Here is an 18,323-nt window from a genome sequence, read left to right as displayed (position 1 = left end):
TTTGAATTTCCGTAACCAGCCAGTAAAGGCCAGTCACGCGCCCGGCATGCCGGCGCGCTAAACTTCGCCTCTACCATTGTGTTTGCGTTCAGCGGAACGTCCGTTCATGTCTGCCAGACTTGGCCTCTTTATCATTCTTGGCGTGACGCTCTGGCGAGTGATCACCCTTCATTTCGACACGACCGATCTGTTCGTCGATGAGGCGCAATACTGGTTCTGGTCGCAGCATCTCGATTTCGGCTACTATTCTAAGCCGCCGATGATCGCCTGGGTCATTCGAGCGATGACGGAGCTCGCGGGATCGACCTCGATCTATTGGATCAGGGTGAGCGGACCGCTGATTCATATGGCGACCGCGATTATGCTGATGAAGACAGCCAAGCGCTTCGTCGGCCCCAAAATCGAAGGCTGGACCGGCGCCACCTTCATCACTCTGCCGGGCGTTGCGCTGTCGTCGGTGTTTTTTTCCACCGATGTCGTGCTTCTCTTCTTCCTGACCGTCGCGCTATGGGCCTATTTCGGCCTGGCCGAGAAGCGCTCCGTAGGCCTCGCCCTTCTCATGGGATATGCATTCGGCTGCGCCTTCCTCTCGAAATATGCGATCCTCTTTGTCGTTCCCGGCGGGCTAATCGCGCTCATTCTGCTTCCAAGCGCGCGCATAGCCTGGCGCGATTTTTTCCTGTCCATCATCGTTGCGCTTGCGGTCGCGACGCCGAACCTCTGGTGGAATCTTGCCCACGACGGCACGACCGTCCGTCACACCACGAACATCGCACATTGGAGCAAGCTTGGTATCGACGTCGCCGGCGGCCTCGAATTCTTCGCGGCGCAATTCGGCGTCGTCGGGCCAATCGTTTTCTTCGCGATGCTCTGGGCCGTCGCGCGCGCCATCAAGGGCAAGAACAATGAGCGAGAAGCGCTGCTGATCTGGCTGTCAGTCCCCGTCGTTCTGCTGATCACGCTTCAGGCGCTGGTGGCCAAGGCCTATGCCAATTGGGGCGTCACAGCCTACATCGCGGGAACGATCCTTGCCGTGTGGCTGCTTGACCGCCTCTGGCCGAAAGGCTTACGCCTTTCGCTTGCTATAAATGGTGCGGCCAGCTTCCTGTTTCCTCTGGCTGCGGTCTTTGCACACCAGCTCGTTCTGCCGAACGGAAACGAGATCATGAAGCGCTATCTCGGTCGCAGCGCGATCAGCCGCGAGGCTGGTGAGCTGGCGCGGCAGTCAGCCATCCCGATCATCGTCAGCGATAACCGCGATCTCCTTGCAGACATGTTCCATACGCTGCGAAACGATCCCGTCCGCATCTACGCCAAGCCGCCTGCCGGCGCACCCGACAACTATTACGAGCAGACCTTTGCCCTGCCGGGCGATGTTGCAGACAGCGTCCTCTTCGTCACCACGCATCCGGTAGACTGCGCGCAAACGCCCGAACTAGTCCAGAGCTGGCTGCCGGTGGAAGGCTACTATCGCGGGAAAACGATCTTCGCTTACAGGATTTCGCCGACCTGCCTTGCCGGCAAGTAGACCGTCATCTCGGGGCGGACAGGAGGCCAAGACAGGTTCCCATCCCCTCAACCTCCACAAACACGACGCCGCCTTTTTCGAACGCGAGACGCAGCTGCGCCTCGGTTGCACGATGAATTTCGTGGTGTTTTCCTTCATAGTCACGGATGGTACTACGCGACACGGCCGCATGCTCCGCGAGGTCGAGCTGCGTCCAGTCAAGCAATCCGCGAGCGGCCCGACACAATGCCGGGGTCAGAATTGTTTCCTTTGCGCCTTGACCCATACTGCCAAACCACCCATATTGGTTGATATAGATCATATATGTCATGTTTTAGACGGGATTTCCAGTTCGGGAGAAAGCGATGCCGCACGATACGCCTTTGATTTCGACGATCGTCGGAGGCCTCGTGCTTGCGTTCATCCTCGGCGCGCTTGCCAACAGGCTCCGCATGCCCCCCTTGGTCGGATACCTCGTCGCCGGCGTGCTCGTCGGTCCGCATACGCCCGGTTACGTTGCCGATCAGAGCCTTGCGCCTGAGCTCGCCGAGATTGGCGTCATCCTGCTCATGTTCGGCGTCGGGCTGCACTTCTCCCTCAAGGATCTCCTCTCCGTTCGCGGCATCGCGGTTCCGGGCGCCATCGTGCAGATTGGATTTGCCACGCTGCTCGGCTGGGGACTGGGCGCACTTATGGGATGGCCGACGGGAGGGAGTCTCGTCTTCGGGCTGGCCCTTTCCGTCGCTTCGACAGTCGTCCTCTTGAAGGCGCTGCAGGAGCGACGGCTGGTCGAAACCGATCGCGGCAAGATCGCGGTCGGTTGGCTGATCGTCGAGGACCTCGCAATGGTTCTGGCGCTCGTCCTTATTCCGGCGGCTGCCAGTATCGGCGGCGGGGAGCACGCGACGGTCGAGCCTCTTTCCGCCGCGCTCAGCCGGCTCTTCGGCCTCGATTTCGGCATCGGCGGCATCATCGTCATGACCCTGGTCAAAGTCGCGTTGTTTGTCGGGCTGATGCTGGTTTTCGGACGGCGTATCATTCCCTGGACGATGCACCGCATCGCGCACACCGGATCCCGTGAGCTCTTCCGCCTTGGCGTCCTTGCGATCGCTCTTGGCGTTGCCTTCGGCGCCTCCAAGATGTTCGGCGTATCGCTGGCTCTCGGCGCCTTTTTTGCAGGCATGGTTCTGGCCGAAAGCGAGCTTAGCCATCGCGCCGCCCAGGAAAGCCTGCCGCTTCGCGATGCCTTCGCGGTTCTCTTCTTCGTCTCGGTCGGTATGTTGTTCGATCCAAACATCCTAATCGAGAAGCCGCTGCCGCTGCTTGCCACCGTCTTCATCATCGTCATCGGCAAATCGATCGCCGCCTTCCTGATCGTGCTGCTGTTCCGCAAGCCCGTCGGCACCGCGCTGACGATTTCGGCGAGTCTCGGGCAGATCGGCGAATTCTCCTTCATCTTGGCAACGCTGGGCGTTTCCCTTGGCCTGCTGCCCGAGGAGGGACGCGACCTCATCCTCGCTGGCGCGATCATCTCGATCATCCTCAATCCGCTGCTCTTTTACGGCTGCGATCGTCTGCGTCCCATGCTGGAGCGGACAAGGCGCGAAGAACCTGTCGCCGAACCGACGGCAGAGAAGCTACCAGAACCGGCTGACGAGACCGCTGCAGAGGAGGACGAGATGCATCCGACGGCGCTTCGGGGGCACGCGATCCTTGTCGGCTATGGCCGTGTGGGCAGTATCATTGGCCAAAACCTGAAATCGTCCGGGACGCCTTTCCTCGTGATCGAGGACTCCGACAAGCGCATCGGTGAACTGCGGGATCAGGGAATGGAAGCAATCAGCGGCAATGCGGTGTCGCGTGATGTGCTCGACCTTGCCAACATCGCCGGCGCCCGCAGTCTCGTCATCGCCATCCCCAATGCCTTCGAAGCCTGCGGCATCGCCGAGCAGGGCCGCGCCATCAACCCTTCCATCCTGATCGTCGCACGCGCGCATTCGGACGCCGAGGTCGCCGAGCTGGAGGAATATGGTGCAGACACCGTCATCATGGGCGAACGGGAAATCGCCATGGGCATGGTTGACCGGCTCGCTCAAGTGCATCATGACAGTGTGCCCTATGAAGGCGAAGCCGAGACTGCTACAATCGCAGCCGAGGAAACGCCTTCTCCCGACAAAGAATGAGAGACTTTTGCGCCGTTGAGCCGGTACGAGGTTGAAAATCCCAACGAACACGAGATGAGGCTCGACGCGCGCCGCATAAGCAGCCGCGTTGCAATTTCTCTCGTCGTTGCCATTTTCGCCTATCTCGGTCTGCTGCTCGGCGGCAACCTCGTCATCGGTCCGACGCGCGGCCCGAATTCAGTTTCTTCGTCCAGCAAGGACAGCCAGCCGCTACAGGTAAGTGCGCGAGACGTTGTTCGCGGCATCTTAACCGCCGAGCGCAAGGCGGCCCCCAAATACATTCCCTTTGACTCCGGCAACGCGGCAGTAAGCGCAGCGCCTGGAATCGCGCTCCTCTCAACCGGGGAGCCCACATATCCCGTCGCCTTCCACCCGCAGCTTCGCGCTGCCGACGGCAAGGCTTACGATTCGCACGGCCCGCCAGCGGCCGCGGCATGAATGCGCGCCAATCCGGCGCTTTCCATTGCTTTTAAGACACGCCGCCTGCGCGAGGAGCGCAGGGTCAAGCGTTATCAAGGATAAACAACAACATGCGTAATTCACCATGGCTGGTGTTCACCTATTCGGTGATCATTTTCCTCGGCATTCTCATCGCTTTGCCGAACGCACTGCCGCAGTCGACGCTCGACCGCTTGCCCTCGTGGTTGCCACACAACCGAGTTTCGCTCGGTCTCGACCTTCGCGGTGGCTCGCACCTCGTTCTCGAAGTCGACGAAGCGGACCTGACCCGTGAGCGTCTGCAATCGCTCCTGCAGGACGCCCGTCGCGTGCTTCGTGAGAAGAATATCCAGACGAAGTCGATCGTTCGCAACCAGAACCAGATCGTCGTCACGTTGACCGATCCTGCCCAGAGCGACGAAGCCGTCACGCAGCTGAAGACCCTCGGCAACGCGATCGCCACCGGCCTCAGCGCCGGCCAGTCCGATCTCTCGGTGACAACAAATGGCGGTAACATCATCGTCGCCTTCTCGCCGGCCGGCATCGCCAGCAACGTCGATTCAGCGGTCCAGCAGAGCCTTGAAGTCATTCGCCAGCGCGTCGACCAAGTGGGCGTTGCAGAACCGACAATCCAGCGTATCGGCGGAAACCGCGTGCTGGTGCAGCTTCCCGGCGCACAGGATCCGTCCCGTCTTCGCCAGCTTCTCGGCTCGACGGCGAAGATGTCCTTCCACATGCTCGCCCCGAACAACCAGCCTGGACCGGGCGTGACGATGCTGAAGGACGAGGAGGGCAACAGCTATCCAGTTCTCGATCGCGTCGAGATCTCCGGCGACCGCCTCTCGGATGCCCGCGTCAGCTTCGATCCAAACACGCATGAGCCGGTCGTCAGCTTCCGCTTCGACAGCGCCGGCGCAACCCGCTTCGCAGACATCACCCGCCAGAACGTCGGCAATCCCTTCGCCATCGTTCTCGACGACAAGGTTCTGAGCGCACCTGTCATCCGTGAACCGATCACCGGCGGCTCCGGTCAAATCTCCGGCAACTTCTCGGCTGACAGCGCAACCACACTGGCCGCCATGCTGCGCGCCGGTGCCCTGCCTGCCAAGCTCACCGTCATCGAGGAACGCACCGTCGGCGCCGACCTCGGTGCGGACGCTATCCGCATGGGTATCTACTCCGGCATCGTCGGCTTTGCGCTGGTCGCAGCCTTCATCTTCATCCTGTATGGCACCTGGGGCTTCCTCGCGAACTTCGCGCTGCTTATCCACACCATCTTGACCTTCTCTGCGCTCACGCTTGTCGGAGCGACGTTGACGCTGCCCGGTATCGCCGGGGTCGTCCTCGGTATCGGTCTTGCGGTTGACGCGAACGTTCTCATCAACGAGCGCATCCGCGAAGAAACGCGCAAGGGCAAGAGCGCCTTCGCCGCGATCGACACCGGCTTCCGCCGCGCCTATTCGACCATTATCGACGGCAACATGACGGCTCTGATCGCAGCGGCGATCCTGTTCTGGTTCGGCACTGGTCCGGTCCGCGGCTTTGCCGTGACCATGGCGCTTGGCCTCATCATCTCGATGTTCACGTCAGTCGCGTTCGTTCGGGTGACGATGATCGAGATTACGCGCCGTCGTAAGCTGAAGGTTCTGAACATCAGGCCGCTGATACCGATGATGTTCAACCCTTACGGCCGCCACATCCAGTTCATGAAGGCCCGCTTTTTCGGCGTGACGGTCTCGGCGCTTCTGTCGATTGCCTCGGTCATTCTCTTCATCCATCCCGGTCTCAACTACGGCGTCGACTTCCGCGGCGGCATCCAGATGTCTGTGAAGACGCAGGAGGCCAGTGATCTCGGTCGCTTCCGCGAGGGCTTGAACAGCCTCGGCCTCGGCGAAGTCTCGCTCCAATCCTACGGCGACAACAACACCATGGCGGTGCGCGCGCAGAGGCAGGACGGCGGTGAAGAAGCCCAGACGGCAGCCGTCGAGAAGCTGAAGGCGGAGATCATAAAGATCGACCCGTCGGCAACAGTGACCGGCACAGACGTCATCGGTCCGAAGGTCAGCGGCGAGCTCGCCTGGGCCGGCATCCTGTCGGTCGTCATCGCCAGCCTGGCGATGCTGTTCTACATCTGGTGGCGCTTCGAGTGGCCATTCGCTGTGGGCGCCATCGTCACGCTGATCCTCGACGTGACCAAGGCGATCGGCTTCTTTGCGCTGACCGGCCTCGACTTCAACCTGACCGCTATCGCCGCCATCCTGACCCTGGTTGGCTATTCGGTGAACGACAAGGTCGTCGTCTATGACCGCATGCGCGAAAACATGCGGCTCTACAAGTCGATGCCGCTGCGCGAGCTGATCGACCGGTCGATCAACGAGACGCTGGCACGAAGCCTCTACACCAACGCGACGGCGTTCCTGGCCCTGCTGCCGATGGCGATCTGGGGCGGCAGCGCGGTCGAAAGCTTCGCTGTTCCGATGGTCTTCGGCATTCTTGTTGCCGGTGCTTCGTCGGTCTTCATCGCAGCGCCGATCCTGCTCTTCCTCGGCGACTGGCGCCGTCGCCACGGCAAGGCTGTCGCTGCGACAGACACCGCGGGGGAGATCTTCCCCCCGGAAGAAGGCCAGCCGCGCAAGACCGTTGGCTAAGTACCGTGCTGAGGTGAAACGAAATGAGGGCGCCGGTTGCAAAGCCGGCGCTCTCAGCGCGCCAAGAGTCTCGGTGCAAGCGCCTACATGATCAAGCCGCCGACCCTCCAGCGATTCCCCGAGGTTCTGGACGCACTGGACAGTTTGGATTTGCAGCCGCGTGGAGATAGCCTAATTCTTTAGGCGGAACCTTCGAGGCAAACTCCAATTATGACGTCATGACGTTTATAATCGCACTAATTTTGGCGTTTACATCGCCCTCCAAGCCATCCGGACTGTGCTCAATGGTATCAGGCATTCATCATGTGACCCTTATCACCCGAAAGGTCCAGGCAAATGTGGATTTCTACGCGGGGTTTCTCGGCATGCGGCTGGTCAAGCAGACAGCCGGTTTCGAAGACGCCACACAACTTCATCTCTTTTACGGAGACGCCAAAGGCAGCCCCGGTTCACTGGTGACCTTCCTGGTATGGGAAGACGGATCACCCGGGCGCGTCGGCCACAGCCAGATCGGTGAACTGTCGCTTGCCATCGACCCAGCCAGCATCGGTTATTGGCTGACCCGCTGTATGAGTTTCGGGCTTCGCTCGGAAGGTCCGGCCGATGAGTTTGGTGAACCGGTCCTGCGCCTGAAGGATCCCGACAACATCATCGTCAAGCTCGCGGGAGCCCGCGATCTGAAATCTTCGGCCGTTTGGGATGGCGCGGGCGTGCCGGTGGAGCACGCCGTTCAGCGCGTGCGCGGCGTTACCATGCTGACGGAAACGCCGGCCGAAAGCCGCGACTTCGTGGAGCGCCATTTCGGCTACCGTTTCCAGGCCAACCGCGGCAACATCGATCGGCTTGTGTCAGAATCGGGCGATATCGTCGACATCCGCAATGCGCAGGGCTTCTGGTCCGGCGCTCCGGGTCCTGGGACGGCCGATCACGTCGCGTTCCGTGCCGCCAGCGAAGAGCAACTTCACAAAGTGCATGATGCGTTGAAGGAGAGCGGCGCGTCGGCGACGAACCTGCACGATCGCAAATACTTCGAATCGCTCTATGCCCGCGAGCCGGGCGGAACGCTGATCGAACTGGCGACCGACAAGCCCGGCATGACGGTAGACGAGCCGCAGGCCACGCTTGGCACCAAGCTTTTCGTTCCCAAGGACCCGATCACCGATCTCAAGGATCTGAAGGTCGTGCTTCCGCAGTTTTCGATGCCCGGCGAGCCCCGTATCAATTATCGCGATCTGCCCTTCGTCCACCGCTTCTATACGCCGCCAGACCCCGACGGCAGTGTCTTCGTCCTGTTGCACGGCTCGGGCGGCAACGAAACGACACTGATGCCCCTGCTGCACGAGGCGGCCCCGCGAGCCACACTGCTTGGCGTGCGCGGACGGGCGACCGAGGAGGGCATTCCGCGCTGGTATAAACGCATCACGCCGTTCTCCTTCGACCAGGACGACATCAAGAGCGAAGCCGAAGCCTTCGCCGCCTTCATCGAGGGCGCCGTGTCATCATATGGCCTGGATCCGAAGAAGATCGTCTATGTCGGCTATTCCAACGGTGCGAACCTGCTCAACTCGCTTCTCTATCTGCATCCCAATCTGGTACACAAAGCGGTTCTGTTGCGCTCCATGCCGGTCCTGAAGACGTTTCCACACGCCGATCTCAAGGGTACGGATCTTCTGGTCATCAGCGGCAAGACGGATGCATACGGCAAGTATGCCAGCGAGCTCGAAACGCGACTGAAGCAATCGGGAGCGACCGTCGATTCGGACGTCATCTCCGGCGGACACGACCTCGGCGACGCAGACATTCCGATCATCCAGAAATGGCTGTCACAGCAGAGGAACTAACACGGACGGGCTCACAGCGCCGGCACTCCGTCTCAGGCGCAGCGAGCCCTTTCCTCAGGTACGTCGCGCGGAAACGCCGGCAAATTCCGCCCTCTCGCATTGTCCGGAAGCAACGATTGAAAGAAAGCGCGAGCAAGCCTCCGTCAATTCTCGCTGAACGATAGCGAACAAAGATATCTGGTTCCCGGCGGTTGCACTTTTCTGCTTCGTGCCGCGTTTGAACAGTGATCCCGGCGCACCGGCGCATTTCGGTTATTTGTAATTCAGGAAAGAGCTTACGCTCGTTTCTCCAGGGATCTAGAGCCTCTCGCATCATCTATTGTGAGACACATATGGCAAAAGTATTTTCTGAATCAAATTGAGAATTTTATAAAATAAAGGTCGCCTAAATTACATAGCAAAACTCTATCTTCACTCCATATATATTATATTTCTTACAGCTATGATTTTTTAAGAATTATTTCGACTTGCGATATCCACAGATTTTAAGATTTATTTTTTTCATCTATATTTAGATTATCTTATTCTCTACAGACGGCAAGAAATTACCACATTCGTCTGCGAACTGCTCCATCTGTTCTATTTTGCTGCAGTGCAAAATGTTCCTTGCCGAAGCGGGGTCCCAGCCCTATCCTCGCTTCGACATCGATCGCAGAAGGGGAAATTGAATGCCTCCTCGACCCGTGGACATCAGCCTGATCATCTCGTCGAGAAATCGAGCCTATGGACTGACGAACTGCCTGGATGCCGTTTCTGTTGCCGCCCGCCAGGCAGACTATCTGAGACTTGAACTCGTCTTCGTGGATAATGGATCCACGGACGAGACGTCGGAAGTCGTGCGCCAGTGGGCGGCGACCGCTCCGATCAAGACCAATTTGATCTATGAAGGGAAGCCGGGCCTTGCTGTCGCCCGCAACACGGGCCTGAACGCCGCGAGAGGCCGCATCCTCGCCTTTACCGACGACGATTGCGAGATCTTCCCCGACTATTTCAGCACGCTTGCGGCGCTTTTCAGCTCGGATACGGAGATGGTCATGCGCGGCGGGCGGATCGAGCTTGGCGATACACGCGACCTGCCGGTGACGATCAAGCCTGAAATGGAACCTGCGGTACTGACCAGCGACCTGCATGCCGGCGGCTTCGTTCATGGCGCCAACATGGCGTTTCCCTATGCGCTGGTCGAGAAGATCGGCCTCTTCGATACTCGCTTCGGGGCCGGGTCGCCGTTCCGCTCCGGCGAGGACACCGATTATGTGCACCGCGCCTTCAATGCCGGTGTGCGTGTCGAATATCTGCCGGATTTTGCCGTCAAACACTTCCATGGGCGTCGCGAGCTCGCGGATATCAAGCGCCTCCAAACCGGCTATGCCTTCGGCAACGGAGCGCTATACGCCAAATATCTCTTCGATCGCCGTTCAAACATGCGCGGCATGCTGCGCTGGGAAATCCGCCAGGCGGTCATGGAAGCCATGGGGCGCCGAAAACTGAACGAGGAACTTGGCCTGACTTACCGCAGCCAGCTTCGTGACAACCTTACCGGCATGCTCGCCTACTGGCGGGCTCCAAAGGCAAAGCAGCCCGCCTGAGGCGCTCGCCTCGCCGCCAACAGAATCAACGCGCGAACCTTCGCGAGCCAAATTCGATTGGATAATGCATGGCCGATACGGCAATTGCCCACGCCGAGCTTAAGAAGAAAACCGCGCTCTCCGTCCTGTGGTCGGTCATCCGCGTGGCCTGGAGCACGATCGCAACCTTTGTGATCTTCGTCATCCTTGCGCGCATTCTCGGCCCCGGCGACTTCGGTACCTTTGCGCTTGCAAGTCTGTTCGTGGAAATCGGCCGCGTGCTTGCCTATGCGGGCCTCGGCGATGCCGTCACGCGCCAGCTCGATCTCGACGAGGAGCTAGCCGACACGGCCTTCTGGGCAACGATCGCATTCAGCGGCATCGTTGCTTCGCTGGTGTTCTTCTTTGCGCCCTACTACGGCGATCTAGTGCGCGACCCGTCGGTATCAGGCATCCTTCGCTGGCTCGCGCCGCTGCTTCCGATTTCCTCGCTGGCGGTCATCCACAATGCCCGCCTCGCCCGTGAATTCGGCCACAAGAGCCTCGCCGGTCAGGCAATCGCCGCCAGCCTGCTCTCCGGCGTCACCGCCGTCGTCTGTGCCTTTCTCGGCTGGGGTGTCTGGGCGCTCGTCGCGCAGACCGCGGTCAACGCCGCCGTGACCGTGCTGCTCGGGTGGTTCTACTATCCCTGGATGCCGAAGTTCCGCTTCAACGTCTCGATGTTCCGCTCCGTCTTCCTCTTCAGCATCAGCCTCGTCGTCACCCAGCTGATGTGGATGCTGCTTGCCCGCGCCCAAGATATCTTCATCTCGCGCTGGTTCGGCCCGGTTGAAGTCGGCCGCTATCGCATTGCCTGGCGACTGATCGAGCTGATCGGCCAGGCGGTGCTTGCGCCGATCGGCAGCGTATCGCTCGTCACGCTGTCGCGCCTGCAGAACGATCACACCGCCTTCCGCAACGCCTATAACAAGATCGTCGGCGCAGCGGCACTCGGAACCATCCCGCTGTTGCTCGGCTTCGGCGCTCTGTCGAACGACATGATCGCCCTGCTCTTCGGCGACAAGTGGGGCAATGCGGGCGATATCGCCACCGTGCTCGTGCTGATGGCGGTTCCCTTCGTCATGAACTTCTTTGCCTCGTCGGCGCTTTCTGCGGTCAACCGGGCGGAATCGATCCTTTCCGTCGCCGCCCTGCAGCTGGTGACGACGCTAATCCTCACCTGGCTGCTCGTCCCCTATGGCGTTGTCGCTGTTGCGGCGGGCTACACATTGCGTGCCTGGCTGACGATGCCCTATCAGCAATATGTGCTGGCGCGATACGCGCATATCGACGCAAAGAGCACGCTGAAGGCCGTCGCCCTGCCCTTCTGCGGCGCGGCGCTCATGGCCGTCTGCGTCTGGTTTGCGCATCCCGTCATCCTGGCGCACGTTCACAACCGCTGGCTGGCGCTCGGCCTTAGCATCGGTCTCGGCGGAGCGATTTACCTTGCCTTCCTGCCGATCTTCGGCCGCTCGGTCATCCGCCCCTACATCGCGCTTGCCATGTCCCTCAACCCATTCCGCAAACAGGCCGAAGCATAGCCGCTTGCATGGACCTCTTGTCCGTAAACAAGGAGCATTTAATGGAATCCAATATTACGATCATCAACCGCCTTCAGGGCGTGATCGCCAATTGCCTTTCCGATCTCTTTGATCCGTCGGAGCGTTTTGCGCTTCTCGACTTTCCGAACCATTACAACATCGGCGACAGCGCCATCTGGCTCGGTGAACTTGCCTATTTCGACCGCAAACGCACGCGGCCGACCTATGTGACCGAAATCCCGACCTACGACGAAGGCCGGATGCTTGGCGCAATCGGTGGCGGCCGCATCTTTCTCCACGGTGGCGGCAATTTCGGCGACATCTGGGCCGGCTACCGCCAGTTCCGCGAAGGTCTGCTCAACAAGCACAAGGGCCGACCGATCGTGCAGATGCCGCAGACCATTCACTTCAAGGAGCAGGCCAACATCGACAGCACTGCGCGGGCGATTGAGCGCCACGGCCAGTTCACGCTTCTCGTCCGCGACCAGCGAAGCCTGGAATTCGCCCAGCGCTGGTTCCCATGCGAAACGCGCCTTTGCCCTGATATGGCCTTCTGCATCGGTCCGGTCACTCGCCCGGCGCCGCAGCATGAGCTGCTGCTCAATCTCCGTGAAGACCAGGAGGTCGGCGCCGCACAGGACCTGACCGCTGCAACATTGCGTCCGGGCACGGTGAAATCGGACTGGCCCGATGAGCCTGCCGATTTCCAGCGCCAGACAAAGCATGCCGCAATCTTGAAGGGGCTGCTGACCGGTCGTATCGGCGGTCGCGCGCGGATGACCGAGCTTGCCTATCGCGAGCGGGCGCAACAGCGCTTCGACCGCGGCGTGGCCCTGCTGAGCTCCGCGCGCCAGGTCATCACCGACCGCATGCACGGCCATATCATGTGCGTGCTTCTGGGTGCCGACCATTGCGTTCTCGATAATAGCTACGGCAAGACGAGCAGCTTCATCGAGGCGTGGGGTACCTGCAACAGCGACAAGGCACAGCTTGCCTCGACGGTCGACGAGGCGCTTGCCATTCTCGATGCGCGTCGGGTGGCCCCGGCAGCGGTCGCCTGATTGAAATCAGCCTCGCCGGGCAATCAAAATCCCGGCGAGCACCACAATGCCGCCGATCGCCTGCATTGGGCCGATCGGCTCGCTGAGCAGCACCCACGCGAGGATCGCCGCCACGACTGGCTGCAGCAGCAGCGTCAGCGAGGAGAAAGCTGCGGGAAGATAGGCAAGCGCGTAAGCGATGGCCACCTGCCCGCCGGCATGACTGACGAAGGCGAGACCGAAGACGATTGCCCAACCATAGGCCGTCGGCGGCAGCATATGGCCTTCGTAGAAGAAGCCTAACGGAAAGATGCAGGCAGCGGCCGATGCGGTGCTCCAAAGCATGATCCGGACCGTATCGAAGCGGCTGCGGAGCTTGCCGATCGCCAGGATGTAACCCGCATAGAACACGGCGGCGATCACCGCCACGCCATCGCCGCGCAGATCGCCATTGCCAAGCGCTACGGGGCCGCCCTTTAGGATAACCAGGCCGGCCAGCGCCAACACGAGGCCGAGAACGAAGACGCGGGTAACGATTGCGCCGAAAAACAGAAAGCCGATCACCGTGACGAAGACGGGGGCAAGATTGGCGAGCAGCGTTGCGTTGGCGACCGACGTCATGGTGATGGAGAGGTGCCAGGCGGCAAGATCCATGGCGAGGACGACGCCAGGCAGGATCAGCAGGGCATAATCCGACAGCTTTTCAGGCTTCGGCCCGGCATCCTTGCCCTTGGCAAGCGAGAAGATGAAGATCGGGATCAGGGCCAGCGCCACCCGCCAGAAGGCCGTTGCCATCGGCCCGACTTCCGACAGCCGCACGAAGATCGGCGAGCCGCCGATTGCCGCACCGCCGAGGATCAGGGCGGCAAGGGCAAATCGGTTGGATGCGGGGGTTTCAGCGATAGTGGCAGCGGCTTGCGACATGTCTCTCGAATGCTTTCTGACCGCCTCAAGACTAGCGGCGAGCAACGGACCTATCAGAAGCTGTGGCGAGCGGATAGCCGAGGAACGGCAAGGGCAGACAAACGCGCAATCTTAAATGCCTGCCGATGCGAGTTTGCAGCACTGTACAAGTCAGCCTGAGATGACGGTCGAGAATTCAGGCGTCCCGCGGATGGTGTTGCTGACCGTGCAGATCTCTTTTGCCGCATGCGCGATCTTCACGCGCGTTTCCTCGTCGAGGTCGCCCTTGATCGCGAACGCGATGTTGAATGTCTGGACGCGCGACGGACCCTCGCTCGCCTTCTCGCCGGTGACGTCGGCCGTAATCTCGGTGATCCGGTCGAGAAGGCCCATCTGGCTCGCAGCGATGCGCGCGCTCAGCACAAGGCAGGCCGACAGCGACGCATAGAGGAGATCTAGCGGATTGAAGCCCGGTTGCGATGCGCCGGTGACGATATCGAGCTCACCCTTGGTGGCCGAGGTGATATGCGGAAAACCGGTACGACCAAGAACGGCGGTTGCGCCAACGGGACGGGGACGGGCCTTGAGGTCGGCCATGGGGAAATCCTTTGGTGATGATAGCCCGTTCTAGATAGGCATTTTGAACGGCCGCAGCAACGCGCTTCTGGTCTGGTCGCGCGAGGAAAACAGACCGTCCCAAGTGATTCGGCCGGCTCCAATCTGCCCGCTCGTCAACCTCAGTTTCCCATCCCGATTTCTGAGGATAGCCCCGCGTCAGCTTCAAGGGGCAATATAAGGGCGCACTAAAACAGAAACGACTCATTGGAGTTATCCATGCGAGCACTTGCGGCTGTTCCTGTTGCACCCAGCGTCATCATCGATGCCGAGCCCTTCGGTTATGTCAGAAAAGTCTACGTCGACGACGAGCCCTGCTGGGGCTTGTTCGACTCAGATGGCGACGTAATCTTCGTCGGCGATGCGGCCAGCGATTGCCACAGCTATGCGGCCAAGGAACAGATCCGCATACAGATCATCCACTGAAACTCCGCGCAACGGTGACGCGGGCGGGCGACACGAAGCCGACAGCGCACCCAGCACGGAAATCTGCGCTAACAGACCGTCCGGCAAGGCGATCACGCCCTGCCAAACGTTGCATTGGGCGGTATCAGCGGTAAGACGGCGCCGGTGGTGTGACGACCACCTTCCCGTTGGAGAAGATGATGAAGGCGAAAAGCAGTACGCCGACAAAGGTGATAATCGACGCCAAAGCGACAAGCGGCTCCATGGTCGTATTGCCCTGAAGCATGAGGTAGAGCGCCGGCACCATCAGGGCGATGCCAGCCGTGTACACGTAGTACTGGATCATGGCGATACGCTTCTCGGCCTTCTGGGGATTGAGCGCATGGTAACCGCCAAAGATCGCCATGGTCACCCACCCCAGGAGATTACAGTGCGTATGCGCGCCGATGACGCTATGATCCTGCGAAATCGCCATGTTCAGACCCATGACGATGCCGACGATCAGAAATATGACTGCAGTCTTGAAGTATAGCTGCGAGATGCGTGGCATAGAGTATCCCCCTCCGTTTGCGTCGATAGTATTATCATTGCTCAATAGAATTGAGAACGGCCGGCCTTCGAAGATTTAACCTTCGATAAACCATCATGTTACCATCCGGCAACCCCATCCGCGGAGCGGTATTGCCGGTTCGTTGCGGAGGCAGCACAGCCTCTGAACGGTAGCGCATTTTTAAGCACTTCCTTAAACTCATCTCGAATATACTGCCTCGTCGGCACATTCGCGGAGAGCGAGATGAGAGACATCTACAAACCCTTCGTCGCCAGCGACGACCCCGATCGGGACATCCGCTGCCAGGACGCGCTGCAGTTCGCATTTGGCGACCTCGTCGCCGCATCGGTCGAAGCGGGCTGGAGCGAGCACGAAGCGCTCGAAGCCATCATCACGCTTGCGGACGACGGCCTCAGGCGGATCGGCGCCAATGACGACACCCAGACGCTGCTGGATGTGCTGCGACGGATGGCTTAGGCAGCAATCAACACAAATTCTGTACGATGGTTATCGTGCCGCTCGGCCAAACGACGCGTCGGAGAAAAAGATGCCCGGCGATCGAGCTGAAACTAGTTTGGTACGGGCCTGAAGAGTGGTGCCCAGAGCCGGAATCGAACCAGCGACACGCGGATTTTCAATCCGCTGCTCTACCAACTGAGCTATCTGGGCTAACCCGCTTCGCAGATGTTCCTTCCTGAGAAAGAACCGAGGGCCTTGGTTCGCCCCGGAAGCGAGCGGGGTTATAGCATCTTGTCCGGACATGGCAAGCGCCAAATGACAGTTTTTTGAAAAGCCTTTCATTTTTCCGGATTCATCAACGAATTTAAGGGCTTCGCCCCTGGAGAACGAGCCTATTCCTCATCCTCGTAGTCGGCCTTCGTCTCGTCGTCGGCAACGGGGATGGCATAGGAGCCGGAGAGCCAGCGCGAAAGATCGATTTCGCGGCAGCGGTTCGAGCAAAAGGGATAGTGTTCGCGGTGGGATGGCTTGCCGCATTCCGGGCAAGGGTGTGTCTTGCGCAGCGGTTCGACCTTGGCGGCTGTTTTTTTTTCGTCAAACATGGAGCGGTCCCTTCGAGGATCAGCCCTCGGGCCACCGGCTATGCACGTCAAAGCCTTCACCGGTCAGCAGAAGGATGGTTTCATAAAGCGGCAGACCGACGACATTGGAATAGGAACCGACCATCTTCTGCACAAAAGTCCCGGCCAGCCCCTGGATGCCGTAGGCGCCCGCCTTGCCGCGCCATTGCCCGGAGGCGAGATAGTTCTCGATCTCGAAACCGGAAAGGCGCTTGAAGCGGACCTTGGTCTCGACGATCTTCTGGCGGATCTTGCGGTCGGGCGTCACCAGGCAGACGCCGGTATAGACCCAGTGGCTGCGGCCGGAGAGCAGATACAGCGCAGCCGATGCCTCGTCCGCGAATTCGGCCTTTCCAAGGATACGGCGGCCGACGGCGACGACGGTATCGGCGGACAGAATGTAGCTGCCCTTCCAGGTCATGTCGCCCTTGATGGCGGCAAGTGCTGCCTCTGCCTTTTCCGTCGACAGGCGCCGCGCCAGCGAGCGCGGGTGTTCCGACTTCTTCGGCGTCTCGTCGATATCCATCGGCATTAGGCGCGACGGCTCGATCCCTGCCTGATTGAGCAGATCGACACGGCGGGGCGAGCCGGAAGCCAGAATGAGCTTGTATTTCAGCGCCATGGAACCTCGACCACCGGAAGACGGGAGCTAAAGCTTTCGAGCCTTGAACGGCCTACTTGAAGCGGTAGGTGATGCGGCCCTTGGTCAGGTCGTAGGGAGTCATTTCGACGAGAACCTTGTCGCCTGCCAGAACGCGGATACGGTTCTTGCGCATGCGGCCGGCCGTGTGGGCGATGATCTCGTGTTCGTTTTCGAGCTTCACACGGAACGTCGCGTTCGGCAGAAGCTCGGTCACGATACCCGGAAATTCGAGGACTTCTTCTTTAGGCATATAGCGGTTTTCTTCCTGTCGGTTGAGATGACGGCGGTAGCCGCCCCAAATTTGCGCGGAAACTACACAATCAACGGGGGTTTGTGAACCTAATTGATCGCGTTTCCGTCATTTGTTTCACGCCGATTGCGCGGCGATGGTGTTTCTTCTAACCAGCCGGCTCTCGATCAGTTCGGTCAGATGATCACGAACCTCCCGGTAGCTGTCCAGAATCTGCTCTCGTGTGCCCTGAACGACGGTCGGATCCATGGTCGGCCAATAGACGACTTCGATGGCATTTGACCGGGTCAGCTCCAGCGCGGCATGGTGCGCCGGCGGCGAGAGCGAGATGATCAGGTCGAAGTAGTCGTCCTCGAGCTCCTCCAGCGTGTGTGGATGATGCCGGCCGAGAGAAAGACCGATCTCCTCCAGTGCGACGTCGACGAAGGGATCCCGCTCCCCGGCACGGACGCCCGCGGACCTGATATAGACATTCGCCGGCAACATGCTACGGGCGATCACCTCGGCCATGGGAGAGCGGATGGCATTCATTCCACACATGAACAGGATGGCGCCTGGCCGTGCCCCCTCGCCTGTCCCGACCGCCGGTTCCATCGCCGTCAGCCGCGCCAGTAGAGCACGCAGACCAGCGTGAACAGTCGGCGCGCCGTATCAAAATCGACCTCGATCTTGCCGTTCAAGCGATCCTTCAACGTCTGCGAGCCCTCGTTGTGAATGCCGCGCCGGCCCATGTCGATCGCCTCGATGCGGCTTGGAGAGGCCGAGCGGATTGCCTCGTAGTAGCTTTCGCAGATCAGGAAATAATCCTTCACGATGCGGCGAAACGGGGTCAGTGACAGGATATGGGTCGCGACGGCACCTCCGTCCTCCGTCGTGATCGCGAAAACCAGCTTGGAATCGACCAGCGAGATATTCAGCCGGTACGGACCGCCGGAATGACCGATGGGCGTGAAGCTGTTTTCCTCGACAAGATCGAAAATGGCGACCGCGCGCTCGTGCTCGACGTCGGGCGTCGCTCGGCCGATGGTGTCGTCAAGGACGACGTCGCAAAGCCGGAAGTCGCCCGCTGCCATCTC

At 60.1% G+C, this 18,323-nt stretch carries 19 protein-coding genes and 1 tRNA gene; 10 read left to right on the top strand and 10 right to left on the bottom strand.

The features are described from left to right. Nucleotides 1-106 precede the first annotated feature (106 nt). Nucleotides 107-1,528: an ArnT family glycosyltransferase gene (locus K9B32_RS03360; RefSeq protein WP_224560468.1), complete on the top strand. Its 1,422-nt coding sequence runs from the start codon at nt 107-109 to the stop codon at nt 1,526-1,528. 4 nt (nt 1,529-1,532) lie between these two features. Here the strand turns inward: K9B32_RS03360 and K9B32_RS03355 are convergent, their stop codons facing one another. After that, nucleotides 1,533-1,838, bottom strand: a complete 306-nt coding sequence (locus K9B32_RS03355; RefSeq protein WP_224560467.1) for a helix-turn-helix domain-containing protein — start codon at nt 1,836-1,838, stop codon at nt 1,533-1,535. A 34-nt stretch (nt 1,839-1,872) separates the two neighbouring features. Here K9B32_RS03355 and ybaL point away from each other — a divergent pair, with 34 nt between their 5' ends. The 7 genes from ybaL (at nt 1,873) to K9B32_RS03320 (ending at nt 12,823) form a co-directional block, all read left to right on the top strand. After that, nucleotides 1,873-3,690 (top strand): YbaL family putative K(+) efflux transporter, encoded by a 1,818-nt coding sequence (gene ybaL, locus K9B32_RS03350; protein WP_224560466.1) that lies wholly within the window; start codon nt 1,873-1,875, stop codon nt 3,688-3,690. 54 nt (nt 3,691-3,744) lie between these two features. Beyond that, on the top strand, nt 3,745-4,128 hold the full coding sequence (locus K9B32_RS03345; RefSeq protein ID WP_224560465.1) for a hypothetical protein: 384 nt from the start codon (nt 3,745-3,747) through the stop codon (nt 4,126-4,128). A 92-nt stretch (nt 4,129-4,220) separates the two neighbouring features. Next, a complete protein-coding gene (gene secD / locus K9B32_RS03340; RefSeq protein WP_224560464.1) occupies nt 4,221-6,776 on the top strand; it encodes a protein translocase subunit SecD in 2,556 nt (851 codons plus the stop codon). A 218-nt stretch (nt 6,777-6,994) separates the two neighbouring features. Then, nucleotides 6,995-8,617 carry a VOC family protein gene (locus K9B32_RS03335; protein ID WP_224560463.1) on the top strand — a complete coding sequence of 541 codons (1,623 nt, stop codon included), beginning with the start codon at nt 6,995-6,997 and terminating at the stop codon, nt 8,615-8,617. 668 nt (nt 8,618-9,285) lie between these two features. Then, nucleotides 9,286-10,203, top strand: a complete 918-nt coding sequence (locus tag K9B32_RS03330) for a glycosyltransferase family 2 protein (RefSeq protein ID WP_224560462.1) — start codon at nt 9,286-9,288, stop codon at nt 10,201-10,203. A 68-nt stretch (nt 10,204-10,271) separates the two neighbouring features. After that, nucleotides 10,272-11,762, top strand: a complete 1,491-nt coding sequence (locus K9B32_RS03325; RefSeq protein WP_224560461.1) for a lipopolysaccharide biosynthesis protein — start codon at nt 10,272-10,274, stop codon at nt 11,760-11,762. 41 nt (nt 11,763-11,803) lie between these two features. Then, on the top strand, nt 11,804-12,823 hold the full coding sequence (locus K9B32_RS03320; protein ID WP_224560460.1) for a polysaccharide pyruvyl transferase family protein: 1,020 nt from the start codon (nt 11,804-11,806) through the stop codon (nt 12,821-12,823). 6 nt (nt 12,824-12,829) lie between these two features. Here K9B32_RS03320 and K9B32_RS03315 read toward each other — a convergent pair whose 3' ends face one another. Together K9B32_RS03315 and K9B32_RS03310 are read right to left on the bottom strand one after the other, a co-directional pair. Then, on the bottom strand, nt 12,830-13,726 hold the full coding sequence (locus K9B32_RS03315; protein WP_224560459.1) for a DMT family transporter: 897 nt from the start codon (nt 13,724-13,726) through the stop codon (nt 12,830-12,832). A gap of 150 nt (nt 13,727-13,876) precedes the next feature. Beyond that, nucleotides 13,877-14,302 carry an OsmC family protein gene (locus tag K9B32_RS03310; protein WP_224560458.1) on the bottom strand — a complete coding sequence of 142 codons (426 nt, stop codon included), beginning with the start codon at nt 14,300-14,302 and terminating at the stop codon, nt 13,877-13,879. A 237-nt stretch (nt 14,303-14,539) separates the two neighbouring features. Between K9B32_RS03310 and K9B32_RS03305 the strand changes: the two genes are divergently transcribed. After that, complete coding sequence (locus K9B32_RS03305) at nt 14,540-14,746, top strand: hypothetical protein (protein ID WP_224560457.1); 207 nt, start codon at nt 14,540-14,542, stop codon at nt 14,744-14,746. A 124-nt stretch (nt 14,747-14,870) separates the two neighbouring features. Here the strand turns inward: K9B32_RS03305 and K9B32_RS03300 are convergent, their stop codons facing one another. After that, on the bottom strand, nt 14,871-15,275 hold the full coding sequence (locus K9B32_RS03300; RefSeq protein WP_224560456.1) for a cbb3-type cytochrome c oxidase subunit I: 405 nt from the start codon (nt 15,273-15,275) through the stop codon (nt 14,871-14,873). A gap of 243 nt (nt 15,276-15,518) precedes the next feature. Here K9B32_RS03300 and K9B32_RS03295 point away from each other — a divergent pair, with 243 nt between their 5' ends. Then, nucleotides 15,519-15,752, top strand: coding sequence for a hypothetical protein (locus K9B32_RS03295; protein WP_224560455.1), 234 nt, complete (start codon nt 15,519-15,521; stop codon nt 15,750-15,752). Between the two features lie 116 nt (nt 15,753-15,868). On the opposite strand, the gene K9B32_RS03290 is transcribed toward K9B32_RS03295, so the two are convergent. The 6 genes from K9B32_RS03290 to K9B32_RS03265 form a co-directional block, all read right to left on the bottom strand. Beyond that, nucleotides 15,869-15,944, bottom strand: a tRNA-Phe gene (locus K9B32_RS03290). Nucleotides 15,945-16,126: 182 nt separating this feature from the next. Further along, a complete protein-coding gene (gene yacG / locus K9B32_RS03285) occupies nt 16,127-16,336 on the bottom strand; it encodes a DNA gyrase inhibitor YacG (RefSeq protein WP_224560454.1) in 210 nt (69 codons plus the stop codon). A 19-nt stretch (nt 16,337-16,355) separates the two neighbouring features. Next, nucleotides 16,356-16,976, bottom strand: coding sequence for a Maf-like protein (locus K9B32_RS03280; protein ID WP_007796473.1), 621 nt, complete (start codon nt 16,974-16,976; stop codon nt 16,356-16,358). Nucleotides 16,977-17,028: 52 nt separating this feature from the next. Then, the gene (gene infA / locus K9B32_RS03275; protein WP_003545338.1) at nt 17,029-17,247 is read right to left on the bottom strand and encodes a translation initiation factor IF-1; all 219 of its coding nucleotides are present in this window, start codon (nt 17,245-17,247) and stop codon (nt 17,029-17,031) included. 117 nt (nt 17,248-17,364) lie between these two features. Further along, complete coding sequence (locus K9B32_RS03270) at nt 17,365-17,841, bottom strand: low molecular weight phosphatase family protein (protein ID WP_224560453.1); 477 nt, start codon at nt 17,839-17,841, stop codon at nt 17,365-17,367. A gap of 5 nt (nt 17,842-17,846) precedes the next feature. After that, on the bottom strand, nt 17,847-18,320 hold the full coding sequence (locus tag K9B32_RS03265) for a UPF0262 family protein (protein ID WP_007796467.1): 474 nt from the start codon (nt 18,318-18,320) through the stop codon (nt 17,847-17,849). Between the last annotated feature and the right edge of the window lie 3 nt (nt 18,321-18,323).

It is taken from the genome of Rhizobium sp. 3T7, from assembly GCF_020166565.1.
Classification (GTDB): Bacteria; Pseudomonadota; Alphaproteobacteria; order Rhizobiales; family Rhizobiaceae; genus Rhizobium.
This window is presented reverse-complemented; position numbering and strand designations above follow the sequence as displayed.